At 61.1% G+C, this 12980-nt stretch carries 27 protein-coding genes and 1 tRNA gene; 16 read left to right on the top strand and 12 right to left on the bottom strand.

Going from position 1 to position 12980, the window contains the following annotated elements:
- Positions 1–7: 7 nt before the first annotated feature.
- The 11 genes from D8767_RS18705 to D8767_RS18660 form a co-directional block, all read right to left on the bottom strand.
- Positions 8–679, bottom strand: a complete 672-nt coding sequence (locus tag D8767_RS18705; RefSeq protein ID WP_121757588.1) for a 3'-5' exonuclease — start codon at positions 677–679, stop codon at positions 8–10.
- Positions 676–1542 (bottom strand): ATP-binding protein, encoded by an 867-nt coding sequence (locus D8767_RS18700; RefSeq protein ID WP_121757589.1) that lies wholly within the window; start codon positions 1540–1542, stop codon positions 676–678. Before D8767_RS18700 ends, D8767_RS18705 begins: the two co-directional genes overlap by 4 nt.
- Before the next feature lie 10 nt (positions 1543–1552).
- Complete coding sequence (locus tag D8767_RS28815) at positions 1553–1699, bottom strand: hypothetical protein (RefSeq protein WP_162998255.1); 147 nt, start codon at positions 1697–1699, stop codon at positions 1553–1555.
- Positions 1696–2004: a hypothetical protein gene (locus D8767_RS18695; protein ID WP_121757590.1), complete on the bottom strand. Its 309-nt coding sequence runs from the start codon at positions 2002–2004 to the stop codon at positions 1696–1698. Before D8767_RS18695 ends, D8767_RS28815 begins: the two co-directional genes overlap by 4 nt.
- Positions 2005–2158: 154 nt before the next feature.
- A complete protein-coding gene (locus tag D8767_RS18690) occupies positions 2159–2374 on the bottom strand; it encodes a hypothetical protein (protein WP_121757591.1) in 216 nt (71 codons plus the stop codon).
- Positions 2371–2601 carry a hypothetical protein gene (locus D8767_RS18685; RefSeq protein WP_121757592.1) on the bottom strand — a complete coding sequence of 77 codons (231 nt, stop codon included), beginning with the start codon at positions 2599–2601 and terminating at the stop codon, positions 2371–2373. The genes D8767_RS18690 and D8767_RS18685 overlap by 4 nt, the downstream gene beginning before the upstream one ends.
- Positions 2598–2852: a hypothetical protein gene (locus D8767_RS18680; RefSeq protein WP_121757593.1), complete on the bottom strand. Its 255-nt coding sequence runs from the start codon at positions 2850–2852 to the stop codon at positions 2598–2600. The genes D8767_RS18685 and D8767_RS18680 overlap by 4 nt, the downstream gene beginning before the upstream one ends.
- Before the next feature lie 20 nt (positions 2853–2872).
- Entirely contained in the window at positions 2873–3106 is a 234-nt protein-coding gene (locus D8767_RS29710) for a DUF551 domain-containing protein (RefSeq protein ID WP_121757594.1), read from the bottom strand.
- Positions 3103–3504: a hypothetical protein gene (locus D8767_RS28975; protein ID WP_174824247.1), complete on the bottom strand. Its 402-nt coding sequence runs from the start codon at positions 3502–3504 to the stop codon at positions 3103–3105. The genes D8767_RS29710 and D8767_RS28975 overlap by 4 nt, the downstream gene beginning before the upstream one ends.
- A 293-nt stretch (positions 3505–3797) precedes the next feature.
- Positions 3798–3868 (bottom strand) — tRNA-OTHER (locus D8767_RS18665).
- Positions 3869–4005: 137 nt separating this feature from the next.
- On the bottom strand, positions 4006–4302 hold the full coding sequence (locus D8767_RS18660; protein WP_024086955.1) for a hypothetical protein: 297 nt from the start codon (positions 4300–4302) through the stop codon (positions 4006–4008).
- Between the two features lie 51 nt (positions 4303–4353).
- Between D8767_RS18660 and D8767_RS28810 the strand changes: the two genes are divergently transcribed.
- A complete protein-coding gene (locus D8767_RS28810; protein ID WP_044047313.1) occupies positions 4354–4566 on the top strand; it encodes a hypothetical protein in 213 nt (70 codons plus the stop codon).
- Between the two features lie 379 nt (positions 4567–4945).
- On the opposite strand, the gene D8767_RS29480 is transcribed toward D8767_RS28810, so the two are convergent.
- On the bottom strand, positions 4946–5710 hold the full coding sequence (locus D8767_RS29480; protein ID WP_276528536.1) for a helix-turn-helix transcriptional regulator: 765 nt from the start codon (positions 5708–5710) through the stop codon (positions 4946–4948).
- Positions 5711–5798: 88 nt separating this feature from the next.
- Between D8767_RS29480 and D8767_RS18650 the strand changes: the two genes are divergently transcribed.
- The 15 genes from D8767_RS18650 to D8767_RS18585 all read left to right on the top strand — a co-directional run bounded on the left by D8767_RS18650 (position 5799) and on the right by D8767_RS18585 (position 12868).
- Entirely contained in the window at positions 5799–6044 is a 246-nt protein-coding gene (locus D8767_RS18650) for a hypothetical protein (protein WP_069016418.1), read from the top strand.
- Positions 6045–6073: 29 nt separating this feature from the next.
- Positions 6074–6283 (top strand): hypothetical protein, encoded by a 210-nt coding sequence (locus D8767_RS18645; protein WP_014859732.1) that lies wholly within the window; start codon positions 6074–6076, stop codon positions 6281–6283.
- An 18-nt stretch (positions 6284–6301) separates the two neighbouring features.
- Complete coding sequence (locus tag D8767_RS18640) at positions 6302–6514, top strand: hypothetical protein (RefSeq protein WP_084859283.1); 213 nt, start codon at positions 6302–6304, stop codon at positions 6512–6514.
- Between the two features lie 180 nt (positions 6515–6694).
- Positions 6695–7414, top strand: coding sequence for a hypothetical protein (locus D8767_RS18635; RefSeq protein WP_372237742.1), 720 nt, complete (start codon positions 6695–6697; stop codon positions 7412–7414).
- Complete coding sequence (locus D8767_RS18630) at positions 7411–7779, top strand: hypothetical protein (protein WP_121757597.1); 369 nt, start codon at positions 7411–7413, stop codon at positions 7777–7779. Before D8767_RS18635 ends, D8767_RS18630 begins: the two co-directional genes overlap by 4 nt.
- Positions 7776–8504 carry a helix-turn-helix domain-containing protein gene (locus D8767_RS18625; protein WP_121757598.1) on the top strand — a complete coding sequence of 243 codons (729 nt, stop codon included), beginning with the start codon at positions 7776–7778 and terminating at the stop codon, positions 8502–8504. The genes D8767_RS18630 and D8767_RS18625 overlap by 4 nt, the downstream gene beginning before the upstream one ends.
- Positions 8501–9262, top strand: a complete 762-nt coding sequence (locus D8767_RS18620; RefSeq protein WP_121757599.1) for a replication protein P — start codon at positions 8501–8503, stop codon at positions 9260–9262. Before D8767_RS18625 ends, D8767_RS18620 begins: the two co-directional genes overlap by 4 nt.
- A complete protein-coding gene (locus tag D8767_RS18615) occupies positions 9262–9471 on the top strand; it encodes a hypothetical protein (RefSeq protein ID WP_121757600.1) in 210 nt (69 codons plus the stop codon). The genes D8767_RS18620 and D8767_RS18615 overlap by 1 nt, the downstream gene beginning before the upstream one ends.
- Positions 9472–9476: 5 nt before the next feature.
- Positions 9477–9800, top strand: a complete 324-nt coding sequence (locus D8767_RS18610; RefSeq protein ID WP_162998264.1) for a hypothetical protein — start codon at positions 9477–9479, stop codon at positions 9798–9800.
- Positions 9800–10534 carry a hypothetical protein gene (locus D8767_RS18605; RefSeq protein WP_121757602.1) on the top strand — a complete coding sequence of 245 codons (735 nt, stop codon included), beginning with the start codon at positions 9800–9802 and terminating at the stop codon, positions 10532–10534. The genes D8767_RS18610 and D8767_RS18605 overlap by 1 nt, the downstream gene beginning before the upstream one ends.
- Positions 10531–10965: a hypothetical protein gene (locus D8767_RS18600; protein WP_121757603.1), complete on the top strand. Its 435-nt coding sequence runs from the start codon at positions 10531–10533 to the stop codon at positions 10963–10965. The genes D8767_RS18605 and D8767_RS18600 overlap by 4 nt, the downstream gene beginning before the upstream one ends.
- Complete coding sequence (locus D8767_RS18595; protein WP_121757604.1) at positions 10958–11428, top strand: hypothetical protein; 471 nt, start codon at positions 10958–10960, stop codon at positions 11426–11428. Before D8767_RS18600 ends, D8767_RS18595 begins: the two co-directional genes overlap by 8 nt.
- Positions 11425–12030: a recombination protein NinG gene (locus D8767_RS18590; RefSeq protein WP_121757605.1), complete on the top strand. Its 606-nt coding sequence runs from the start codon at positions 11425–11427 to the stop codon at positions 12028–12030. The genes D8767_RS18595 and D8767_RS18590 overlap by 4 nt, the downstream gene beginning before the upstream one ends.
- Positions 12027–12173, top strand: coding sequence for a hypothetical protein (locus tag D8767_RS28805; RefSeq protein WP_162998265.1), 147 nt, complete (start codon positions 12027–12029; stop codon positions 12171–12173). The genes D8767_RS18590 and D8767_RS28805 overlap by 4 nt, the downstream gene beginning before the upstream one ends.
- Positions 12170–12868 (top strand): hypothetical protein, encoded by a 699-nt coding sequence (locus tag D8767_RS18585; protein ID WP_121757606.1) that lies wholly within the window; start codon positions 12170–12172, stop codon positions 12866–12868. The genes D8767_RS28805 and D8767_RS18585 overlap by 4 nt, the downstream gene beginning before the upstream one ends.
- Positions 12869–12980 lie beyond the last annotated feature (112 nt).

Here is a 12980-nt window from a genome sequence, read left to right as displayed (position 1 = left end):
TTGTCTCCTAGCGCTGCAGTGCTTTGCGAACGAACGGGTCGAGGTCAGGTTGGTTGAGCAGCCAGCGGCGATAGTCGGCCGGCAGATCGCTGAACTTGGTGCCGCGGTGCTTGCCGAAGCCGATCACGGTCGGGATGCGGGCGTCTTCGGAGATACTCCAGAGTTCTTCCCAGTCGGCCACCGGGCGGCCCAGTTCGGTAGTTAGGGCATCGAGAATCTTGACCAACAGCAGTCGGCAATTCTTCACATCATCCAGGGCGGCGTGTGCATTGCGGAGCAGGCCCGGAGCTTGCTCCCGGTAGTGCAGGTAGATCATCGCCGATTGGGAGTGGCTGTCGGCGTCGGGCCACAGTCGGCGGCTCAGGGCTGCGGTGCAGATGCGCTTGAGCTCTGGCTTGCCGATGACGCCCCAGTCGTAGTCGACGTTGTGACCGATCAGATACTCAACCTCGGCAGGCAGCGCGAATTCGGTGTGGTCCGGGCAGCCCGCCAGGTCCTCATCGAGGATGTGGCTGGTGGCCAGTGCGCCGAGCTCAATCGGCTTGCCCGGTTTGTAGCGCTGAAGGAATTCGCCAGCCGCTGGAAGGCCCGGGATAGCTGCAAGTTGCAGCCAGGCGGCCTCGACCAAGTGCGGCTCGTTGAAGCCAGTGGTTTCGCTGTCGAAGATGAAGGCATTCATGCCGATTGCTCCTGAGGGGTAAGTTCGTACTTGCGTTGGTCCTTCGCGGCGTTCAGCTGCGCAAGGAGGTGAGGGGACTGCTCGAGGACGCGATAGGCTGCCGAGAACACGCTCTGCAGCTCCTGCATCGTCTCTGTGATCGGGATCTTCGACAGGGCGTCGTCGAGTGCCGCAGCCTGGAGATCAGCTTGAGACTTGCCATCGTTCAGCCAGGCCAGAAGGCGCCGGCCGGTATCCGGGCTGACAACCTCCGGCTGATCGAAGAGGCGGGTACGGTCCTTGGTGGCCACGGCAACATTGCCGTCGTGGAGGAGGTCGAGCACCACGGTGAACTCGTAGTCAGAGCCGTCACGCTGCTCCGACTTCATGCCCAGCTTGAGGATTTTCTTGCCTTCGCCCTGGACCGTCTCGGTCTTGCTGCGCATCGTGCAGATGATGTGCAGTGGGCTGGTCAGGATGGTGTCGACCAGCTTGCGGTGGCGCGGCGTGGTCTCGTTCCAAGCCGACCAGGTATTGCCCTTGTAGCGCTGCTTGGCGATCGTGTCGTTGATCTCAAGGCAGCCACCAGAACCGACCCACTCGTGGGAGTAGCTGTCAATGATCAGCGTCGAGTAGTCGCCTGCCTCTGCAGCCTTGATGGCTTCGATGTACCGCTCCGGCGAGTACGGCGCGCTCAGCCCCATGACATCGAAGTCGGTCAGGTCGGCATACAGCGAAGCGCTTTCGTGCTCGGTGTCGATGACTGCAATCGGTCCGCCCAGGCCGATGGCCAGTTGCAGCGCGGAATATGTCTTGCCTGATCCAGATGGGCCGGTAAGTGCTAGCCGTAGCCTTGCCTGCTTACGTTCGGCTTTCTTGAACATTGGGATGCCCTCAGTTCGGTTGGTTGTCCCACTGCCGCTCAATGCGAGCGGCCTCTTCTTCGTACTCTTTGCGCTCTTCGCCCTGGAACCGCTCAGGCGAGAACGCTCCGACCGTCATCCAGTCGAGCTGGGCGGCCAGGCGAGGCGTTGTGTTCACAGTCCCTCCCGTGCGCCATCAGGCTTGCGCGGCCAGAAGTCGAAGGCGAACGCCGACAGCGCCATGTGCATCTTGTTGGCGCGCTCCATGCCGGGACGGCGGAGTACTTCCTTGAGGTAGCACCACTGCAACTCGCCGTAGCCATAGGAACTGGAGTTCTTGATGTGATCGGCCTCGATCACCTTGGCCAGCTCATCGAAGAACTTTGCCTGCTGAGTGTCTTCCATGGCCCAGAAGGCCTTGGCCAGGATGGCAGGCGTCAGGCCGACGACCTGCTGGTCGAGCTCTACGCGAATTTCGGACATGCGAATCTCCCGCGCCATGCATGCGGCCGGCGCTGATGTGGTGGTTACTGGGTGATACAGCCGGCTTAAGAGCTGGCAAGCATCCAGGCAGTGCAAAGGGAAAGGGTGATGAAGCTGCCGCGCCAAAATGCCCAGCGCCTTGCTTGCTGGCGACTCATGCCCGCACCTCATAGGCCAGCGTGCATATTCCGCACAGGTAGGCCCGGCCGGACCATGCCTCTGGGTTCTCGATATGAGCAAGACGCGCCTGGTTCATGGCGTCTGCCAGGGTCAGGCCCTTGAAGACCATGAGGATACGGTCGTCTGGCACTGCCTGTTCAGCTTCAGCGACCTGTTCGTCAATGAGCGACATCACGATAGGCGTTGTCATGCCACCCTCCCGTTCGCTACCAGCCAAGCTTCGTTGTTGCGGGCAATTGCCAGATTCAAGCGCTCCATGTACCCGCGCTGCTTTGGAAGATCGATCGCGCCGGTCAGTCCGGCAAGGTCGATGGCCATCGACAGCTCGCCGCGCAGCCCCTCGCTGAACGAGGCTTCGATGGCCACGAACCGCGAGTTGATGATGGCGACAACCTCTTCGCGTGTTCCTCTGTTCATGCAGTCCTCCGGGCGGCACCTGAGCCGCACATGGCTTCCATCTTGTCGAGAGCCGATCCGATCACTCTGCGGCTTTCTGCCCGCTGTCGTTCATCGCGTTCGCGGATCATCGTGTTCCAAGCCTCGTTGTTCGCCCTAGCCTGCTCCGAGGTCATATGGTCAACCCACGACGAGTCACCAAAGAGCTGGTACTGGCGATCGATCTCGCGGGCCTGGGCGCTGTCTGCGTAAAGCTCATGCTCGCGAGCCATGGTCGCCTCCAGGTGGTGGGTTACTCGGTGGGTGGGGAAGGGAGGGGCTGCCAGTGGGTCGGCTTCCAGCTTGAAGTCCAGCTGCTTTGCGGCTCTTCCCACGAGAAGTACGGCGGATATCCGTGTGCGTGCGCAATCGAGCCTTTGCCATGCTCGCGATAAAGCGACTCGCGAGCACCGTATTGTTCGTTCCAAGCAAGAACCCTGGTCCCAACCTCCGGAAGCCTGTCGCTGCACTTGATCCAGGCGCTCATGGCTTCACCCGGGCTTTATCAATGGCGTCCAGTTGTTCAGCCCAAGACTCGGTGAAGTCGCGGTAATCACCGCTGTCGAGCCACTGAGCATTAACAGAATCAACGTCACCGCTTGGGCTGATGCGCAGAAGCCAGTCTTCGAAAATGCGTTGCTCGGCGCTCTCTACCACCGATACCAGCGCAGTGAGCAGATCTGGGGCGGCTGCGATCAGGCGGGCATTGGCTTCTAGCTCTTTGTCAGCAGGGTTGAATGCTGATGGGTAGTCTGCGTAAAGACACGCATGCCTTACTGTTTCATCATCCGGCCGCCGCGGTGGGAATGGCCCTATTCGATGACAAATACCAACTGAAGTCTGGATGGTGTCCAGTACCCAAGGCCCTGGAGTGTGTTCGCTCATAGTGTGAACCTCAGTAGGACCGCATGAGGCAGATGCCAGCGCAGGTGACCAAACCTCCTGCGAGCCGTGAGAGCGCAGGGCTGGAGCCTGTCTGATGCGGTCGTATGTGAAGGGAAGGGGATGCAGATGCCGGGCGCTACCCCGGCAGCTGGCTTGGCGTGGACCCATCCAGCGGCGCAATTCGTTTACCCTCAGAGCGAGGGAAGGGACGTCCACAGGTGCTTCGGTAACCGCGCCCTGAGCTGGGCGCTTCTCTGCATCGGGGTGTGATCTGGCCGGTGCTGATCTCCGGCACAACCGGGCGGGAATTGAACCCGCAACGCCACCTCGCGAGAGGCCGCTCTACCGGTGAGCTACACGGTTACAGCCTTGGTTCACCCTGCCTAGGAACCCGGTCACCCTCAGCTCTAGCGCATCAGCCTGCGCATTCAGATCACGCTCCGATGCAGCCTGCGATGGGGAGCAGGGCATCGGGCAGTTAACGTCAGGCGGACGTGGCGCTTACTCGTTGTTGAGCCACTTCAAGACCGTTTCCTCACCGATAGCGCTGAGAAAATCGTTCGGGTCGACATTGCTGCTTGCCAGCCATTCGGAGATCTCGGCCTCGTCCATGGTTTCCAGCAGCTTGCCGGCGCCGATGTGGTTCACGATTTCGTGCGGCTCCAGGTCGTGCAGACGGTCGTCGATGTGGAGCGACTCAGCAATGTCGCTACCTTTGCCTTCAACCGTAACGCGCACCTGGCTGTTCCGGCCCACGCTTTCAACGCTGACGCTATCCGCGTCGAATGTGATGCTCATGCGATCTTCCTCCAGTAGATTCCCAAAGCACCCGGTAGCCCAGGTGCTTCAGTGAATCTCGTGGTGCACCGCGACCCGCTACTGGCGTCGGTCGCGGTTTGTTGCGTCAGCAATGTGGGCGCCATTCCCGCTGCTGATCGCAGGTCAGGCGCCATCCTTGGGCTTGGTTCGGGCGGCGAGCTTCCTCCCCAGGTCGGCAATCAGCATCTGTTCGCCTGGATCAAGGGTCCTTACAACATGCACGCTGCAGCTCTGGTGCCCTGATTTGATGGGGCAGGGTGCATGAGGTCCGGCGCCCATCTGTGCCGAAGCTCAGGGCGCTAATTCAAAAATTCGTGTTGCCGCTCCCGCTTACCGAGGTCGATACGGCCAATCCCAGGGAGCCGCATGGCTATGTGGATTCGCTAACGCCTTTCCCGGCAGGAGCTTGAATCGGTTGAGTTGTGTAAAGAGCGGTTAGGCTTGAGGGCCTCCAGAGGGGCTGTGTAGCGCCTCGATGGGATTGAATTTATCTGCGCGATAAATCACTGTCAATATCAATTTGATAAATTTATCTCCTGCCGATGATCGGTGCGTTTATCAGGGTGATTTTCTCTGGACGAAAAAAAGCCCGCACATGGCGGGCTTGATGGGTTATTCGAGGCTAGAAGAACGAAGCTCCCCAGAAAACTCGACCGATGATGGTGATTTCCTCGGCCACCAGCTCGTCGGCGGTGTACTCCTCATCTGGGTGCTCGTCGCGGTTGAAGCTGCGCAGGCGGAGACCGCCGCGTGGAGTGCGGTAAAGCTGCTTCACCCGGACGTGCCCGGCGTGATTCAGCGCGTACATCTTGCCGTCGACTACATCGGAAACCTTGTTCTTGGACCGATCCACGGCCACGGTGCCGCCATTTTGCAGCACTGGCTCCATGGAATTGCCTGAGATCGAAACGCACACAGCCTGGTCGGGCTGGACGCCCATGTTGCGCACGGTGTACTTGCCGAAGCGCAGCTTTCGGGTACCGCTTACTTCGATCACTGTCTTTCCGCCTCCTGCAGACAGTTCAACTTCCTTCAGGAATGGCAGTTCGATCTCGTCGTCATCCAGGGGCGTGTCATCTGCCCACTGGTCAATGCCTTCGGATTCGATCCTGGCGTTCGGCTCAACGAACCTCTTTCCAGCAGCATGGTTGTGCGGTTGATCAAGCCATCCGTGCTCAAGACCTGCGGCAGCTTCGATCTTCCTGGCCAACTGTGGGCCGAGGTTTCTCTTAGGGTTGGGTGAAATGATCAGGCTGATAACGGACGGCGCCGTGCCGCACGCGGCGGCGAATTCGGCCTGGGTAGGGTAGCGGGCCGCAAGGGCTCGCAGGTTCTCGCGTCGAATGGTGTTGGTATCCATGGGCGGATGATCGCCGCTTTTATCCATCTGATAAATAACCTTGCAGATCAATCATTGGTTGCCTAAAAATTATCAGTGAGATAAATTTGGTTTATCTCTCGGAAAGGTAACGAAGATGAAGACCCCAATTCCTGAAATGCAGACCTGGCTTTCCGGCGCCAGCGCCGATGAGCGCCAGCGCGTGGCCGATGCTTCGGGTATCTCGGTCGGCTACCTCTGGCTGATCGCTGGCGGCCATCGAAAACCATCCGAAGACGTTGCCGCAAACCTGCACAAGGCTACCGACGGCCGCGTCTCGGCTTTCTCGTTTTTCCCGAAGCTGGCAGCGATCGCTGCAACCGCCGCTGAATCTGCCGCTTAACCATTTTTCAATCACAAGGAAATCCCTGAATGCATCTGGACCCCGCCAACAAACGTAGCGAAGTGATCAAGTCGCGTTGGAAGCCCGAGGAAGTCAGGAAGCTGCGCATGGAGGCCCGAATGGCCGGCATGCAGCTGGCGACCTACGTACATGAGCTAGCCAATCTTGGTCGTCGACTGGGCGCTGCCGATCTGCTCCGAGAAATGAACGGCGCTGGCGAGCAGGATAAAACGGCCTGAAGCCCCTATGGAGGGCCTATGCCTGAAAACACCTTCGAATTGCTGCCAATCGAGGTGAAGGCTGAGGTTCGACAGCTGGCTGCCGACCTCGGCTGGAGCCTGGAGAGATCGACCGACGAATACCTGGAAATGAGTCGATCCCTAGCCATCCAGGAGCAACTGCGACAAGCAAGACATAAAGCCCCCGTGTTGGGGCTGGTAGGGCACAAAAAGGGCCTCGATGTTCCCTGATTGTGGAAAGACAGAGGCCCTCTTTCGGGCTTCTAGCAGGCACAAAAAAGCCGGGATTGCGCCCCGGCTCTCTGCAACATCACATAAGTGAGACCAATTATGCATATGCAGACCCCAAGTGTACAGCCCATAAGCTTGCTCGCGCCACAAAACGCGAAGCACGATTCTGTGGCGCGCACGATGAGCAGCTTTGATCTGCTAGTCCTGGTCAACGAAGCCAGGATGCAACACGGCGAGAGCGAGGTTCGGCGCGCCGACTTCACAGCGCGCTGCAAGGACGAACTCGACGGCGAATACTACGAAACTTTCGTAGTTAAGAATTCCCGCGGCCCGGCCTCCGAGGGCCTGATGCTGACCAAGGACCAGTGCCTTCTGGTGTCAATGCGCGAATCCAAGGCAGTGCGCCGGATCGTGGTGCAAAAGCTCAACGAACTATCGCAGCCGCGCGAGCTGACCCGCCTCGAGCTGATCCAGCTTGCCTATGAGGCAGAGCAGGCCCGCGTCCTGCTCACCGTCCAAGTCGAGGCCCAGGCCAAGAAGATCGACCACCTGGAAAACCTGTTCAAGGAAGGCATGAGCCATGTCCAGTTCTGCAAGGGCCTCAATGGGGTCAACGTGATGCAGGTCGGTCACTTCCTCGAAGGCCGAAACTGGCTCTACAACGAGAGCAAGTCCGGCACCCGCTACCGCGTCGCTGCTTACGCCCGCGACAAGTACATGACCGAGCATCAGCAGGAAATCACCCCGCACGGGAAAGAGGCGTTCATCAGCTACACGCCGATCCTGCTGCGCAAGGGCGCGGTGCGCCTCTACGAGCTGTACCTGGCCGGCGAGCTGCCCATGAAGAAGAACTGGGACGGCCTGCACACCCACGACAAGGCCGTGCGGGGTGCAGCATGAACCCTGAATTCCACACTGAAACGCACCGAGTCGCGCGCAAACGTCACACCTGCACGGAATGCCGTGGCTACATTGAGCCTGGCGACCGCTACGAATTCGTCTCTGGTCTCTGGGATGGTGACGTTTCTACCTACAAGACTTGCGCCCAGTGCGAAGCAGCCCGTGACTTCTATGTCAACGAGCTCAACTCAACCGATTTCCGGGACCACGAGGAAGGCGCCTACTGCTACAGAGAAGTCCGCTGCGATCTGGAGGAGGCTGCGAATGAAATTCCGCCGGGGACTGGCCTGAAGTTCAGGGCATACCGGCATGTCGTGGGTATGCGGCGGCGTGGTGCTGCAGCCAGGGCGGAGCGCGCAGCATGAGCATGGAACTGATGGTCAAGGCCATGAAGACCAAGGTCGGCAATCCTCTGCGCAAGCTGGTGCTCATCAAGCTGGCCGACAACGCCAGTGATCAGGGTGAGTGCTGGCCGTCGTATCAGCACATCGCCGATCAATGCGAGATCGACCGGAGCACTGTTCGCAAGCACATCAAGCACTTGGAAGCTCAGGGACTGGTGCGCATTGAGAACCGCGAAGGGCCGAAGGGCAATTCCACCAACCTGTACTACCTGACCCTGCGCAACCCTGTAGGCCAAAACAGCACCCCTGTAGGCCCAGAAAGCACAGGTGTAGGCCCACAGCCTACAGGGGGTGTAGGCCCAGAAAGCACCAGAACCAGTCACTCTTTTGAACCAGTCACTGAACTAGTAGAGCAGACGGTCGCTGCCGCTCCCTCGGCGAAGAAGAAGGCTTCGAAGTTCGACCCGCTCACCTGCAAGCCGGCCAACGTGAGCGAGCAGACCTGGGCCGACTGGTGCCAGCACCGCAAAGAGATCCGTAAGCCACTGACCGCCACCACCTGCGCGAAGCAGGCCAAGACCCTGGCGGGCCACCACGCGCCAGACGCCGTGATCAACCAGTCCATCAGCAACGGCTGGACCGGCCTGTTCCCGGAGAAGGTGCTGCCTGGGTCTCAGCAGGGCCAGCGCCGGACCGGTCCTGACTTCAACGACACCAGCTGGGCTGATGACCTGGGGGCCTTATGACCGCACAACCGAAACTGCGCAGCGTGACGCAGATCATGGCCACGGCCCGCAACCTGCCGGCCGAGGTGCAGGCCCCGGCCAAACAGCTTGACCCCGGCACCACCGAAGTGGTCAACGCCCTGTTCAAGGAACTGCAGGCCATCTTCCCAGCGTGGAAGCAGGCCTGGCCGGACGACGAGGCCCTGAAGGCTGCCAAGCGCAGCTGGATCAAGTCCTTCGTCGCCGCTGGCATCAACACGCTCGAGCAGATCCGCTTCGGCATCCAGAAGTGCCGGGTGCTGGGTACCGACTTCGCCCCGAGTAGCGGCAAGTTCATCAAGCTGTGCCAGCCGACCCCGGAGGAGATGGGCATTCCGCCGCTTGCGCGGGCCCTGGCAGAGGCGCTGGAGAATTTCCACCCCAGCAGGGCAGGTTCCCGCACCTGGTCGCACGCAGCGGTGCGCCACGCGGCCCTGCAATGCGAGGCGCAGAACCTGGGGTCGATGGAGGTGGAGCGGGCCGAGAAGGTATTCGCCCGGGCCTACGACATCACCATTCGCATGCTGGTGGCCGGCGAGCCACTGGGCGACATCGCCACCGGCATCGGACACGACAGCCAGAAGAGCGCTTCCCAGCTGGCCGATGAGTACGCCGCCCAGAAGCAGGTCCGCCTGCTGGAGATCCAGCAGATCCCAACCAGCGCCGCTGCGTGCCGTGCGCACCTGCTGGCCAAGTTGAACATCAAGCGCGCCGGGCAGCCGGCCGGGGAGGGGGTGTGATGCGCACCTATCTGAAAGCTGTGCTGATGATCGTCCTAGCTCCGTCGGTGATCGTTCTGGGTTCCGTGGTGGCCTATCTGTGGTGCGAGTTCGCCATGTCGCTGGATCTGCCAAAGCCTGTGCGCTTCGGGATCTACATCACGCCGGTGGTGCTGCTTGCGGCGATCCCGGTCACCTGGGTGCTGAACCGGATTGAGGGGCGAAAGTGATGACCATGACAGATCGAGAAATGTTGGGGCTAGCCGCCAAGGCCGCTGGCTACGTTGTGCGCTGGTATGACGACAGCCTGGCTTACGGGCCGACTTTCGGGATTGAGGTGGAACCCGGCAACCCATCCGGGTTCGAGCCATGGAACCCGCTGGAAGACGACGGTGATGCATTCCGCCTCGCTCTGTGCCGACCTGGCCTGGACCTGACCTGGGTGATCACCGAGGCATGGCAGGCATCTGACGATGAGGCTGAGCGTGCGGCATACGTGCGACGCGCCATTACCGAAACACTTGCGCGCATTGGCAAGGCCATGCAGGAGAAGCACTGATGGACACCAACAAGATGCGCGAAATGCGTGAAGCCTTCGAGCGCACCAACTCGCGCGACCATCGCCGCCAGCCGCCGAAGGGCAATAACTACATCGACCCGATGGCCCAGGCCGACTGGGAGTCGTTCCAGAAGGGCTGGCAGGCCTCCCGCGAGGTGGTGGTAAACCCTTATCCGCCTACTATGTCGATCACCTGGTACGACACGCCTGAGCAGGTCCACCGCGCCATGTGGGAGGAAGGCGCCATCGCCAACGGCATGACCTACGAGCAGATGATGTCCGAGAGCACCTGCGTCGGCGAGGACTTCGCGGGCAACGAGCACGAGGTCACCCACGAGCAGGAGATGGCCGGCATCCGCACCCAGGGCTGCTGGGCGTTCGTCGACACCCGGGTGAACATGATCCACGCCTGGGCCGATCCCGAGGCCGACCGCGAGCTGGTGCTGCACATGCTGGCTCACGAGATCGGCCACGTCACTGGCGCCGAGCACCCCGACCCGATTCAGGAGGAGATGCGCGCCGAGCAGTTCGGCCGCGTGGCGAAGATGGCCGCGAGCCTGATGCCCGCCCCCGAGCCAGACGCGTGGCGGATGTTCAACGGCGAGGACGGCTACGAGTACACCGACTGCCCTGAGACCGTGGAGAGCTGGCGCGTTCACCTGGGCGAGAAGTACGCCCACTGGATCGAGCCGATGGTTCTGCCGAGCAAGGCGTTTGGGGGTAAGCAGCCATGACCATCGACAAAGAGAAGCTGAAGGCGCTGGCGCAGTCCGTAGCCGACTTGGAAGACCATCCCGAACTCGGAGCCGAGCATGCCGAGGCCAAGGATGCACTGTGGCAACACATGCACTGCCACACCATTCTGACCCTGCTCGCGGAGATCGAGCGATTGGAATTTGAGCCTGCAAAACACGCGCGCCGCCTGATCGACCAGCTCAAGGCCGAGAACGAGGCGCTGCGCAAGCTGAAGCTCCCGCATTACCTGAAGCTATCTGGCGAGATGCGCGCAGCCGGCGACCATGCCGAGCTGCGGGCGCGCGAGGACCAGTGCTACAGCGTTCCTGTTCTAAAGGCCGTGTTCTTCGAGGCCGCCATCCAGCGCTGGCTTGATGATCAGGAAGAAGCGATCGACGCAGCCATAGCCAAGGAGGAGAGCCATGACTGAAAAAATCTCCGTCAACTGCCAGGCCAAGCTGTCCGAGGCCGTGACCATGCTCACTCGCATGTTCCGCGATAAGAAGTTCGTCGTGGTCACCATGCGCCCGGGCAAGGACCGCACCCTGGACCAGAACGCCCTGTGGTTCGCCATGTACGACCGCATCGCCAAGAGCACCGAGATGGGCGACATCGAGGACGTTCGCCGGTACTGCAAGCTCCACTTCGGCGTGCCGATCATGCGCGCCGGCTGCGAGGAGTTCCGCACCGGATGGGCCGAGTCGTTCATCCACCTGCCGTATGAGGTGAAGCTGCGCCTGATGGGACCGTGCGCCATGTTCGGGCCGGATGGCTTCCCGGTAACCCGCCTGTTCGACCGGGCCCAGGGCTGCCAGTACACAGACCGCATCGTGGCGGAGTTCGCGCCGCAGGGCGTGGTGTTCAGCGATTTGCTTGGGGAGGAGGCGGCATGAGCCTGACCAAGGAGATCAAGCCGAAAAAGTGCAAGGCACCAGGTTGCGGCAAGCCCTTCAAGCCAGTCATGACCACGCAGAAGGTGTGCAGCGTTGCATGTGCCCGCGCCATGGCCAAAGACCCGAAGCTACAGAAGATCGCCGCCAAGGCCATCACCAAGCAGGCCCGCCAGGACCTGCAGGAGCGCCGCGAGAAGCTCAAGACGCACCGCGAGCACATGGTTGAAGCGCAGGCCGCGTTCAACGCCTACATCCGCGAACGTGACGCCGGGCTGCCGTGCATCAGCTGCGACTCGCTGCCGAGCGACCACGACCTCATCACCGGAAGCCGCTGGGACGCCGGCCATTACCGATCTGTGGGTGCTTGTCCGGAACTGCGCTTCGAGCCGCTGAACGTCCACCGCCAGTGCGTGAAGTGCAACCGGAACCTGTCGGGGAACGCGGTCGAGTACCGCATCCGTCTGGTGAAGCGCATCGGCGCCGAAGCCGTGGAGTTCCTCGAAGGGCCTCATAAGCCCCAGCGCCTGACCATCGAAGACCTGCAGGCCATCAAGACCCTGTACAGGCAGAAGCTCAAAGACCTGAGGAGGGCGGCAGCATGACACCGGCATGGGGATTTCTGATTTTGGCCACCCTCATGGTGGTGGGTGGTGTGGCTTTGTCCTGGGCGGGCGCAGTGCGCCGCAAGCGCAGCTACGAAGAATTCATTTTGAGAAAGGCCAAGCGGGCAGGGGGTGGGCAGTGAACTATCAGAACGTGGTATCGGCAGTGGTTCGCGCACTGGCGGCCGAGACGATCAACAGCGCCGGCGGCTGCAATGTCGAGCCTCGGGTGCAGACCAGCAAGCTCAAGGGCGAGATATCGGGGAAGGATGCCGCGCTGCTGGCTGACTCGATCGTCCACAAACTGCTGCATGCCCAGCTCAGCCCGCGACACTGGAATGCCCTGGTGGCCAAGTACAGCACCCACCGCGGGCGCAAGATCGATTCCATCGGCCGCCTGGTGGCTGTGGTGCCCACGCCGGCGCCCAAGCGGTTCACCCAGCAGGCCGTGTTGGTCTGGGCTGTACCGGAGCAGAAGAAGGGCGTGCAGCGTGTTGCTACCCAGGCCAAGCCGGTCAAGCCACTGGAATGCGCCGAGGACTGCGGCTGCAAGGAGGGCTGCAGGCTGGAGTGGCGAAACCGTGCGGCCCGGCAAGCAGTTGAGCGGGCCAATACTCACGCCAGGACTGTAGCTGAGCAGCGATCTGGCGAAATGATCGTGCTCGCCGAGTCGAACTACGACATGACCAACTGGGATTCCCAGGGTCTGACCGAGCGCACTTACCAGCGCTGGAACAAGGCCATCAAGGATTCCCTGGAGTCGATGGTCAACGAAGCGCTGGTGGAGGCACAGCACATGCTAGAGGCGGTTGGAGTGCTTTCCGGCGAGGCGGCGTAAAAGGCCCTCAAAAGGGCTTGCAATATCATGTCGCCATGTCGTAAATTTGCCCCATCCTGTCATTCCTGCATGTGTTGATGATTGACGAAAAGAACCCGGCCAATGCGCCGGG

The organism is Pseudomonas sp. LTGT-11-2Z (assembly GCF_003691445.1).
GTDB lineage: Bacteria > Pseudomonadota > Gammaproteobacteria > Pseudomonadales > Pseudomonadaceae > Aquipseudomonas > Aquipseudomonas monteilii.
Note: the sequence above shows the minus strand (reverse complement) of the source record. Positions and strands in the feature narration are given on the sequence as shown.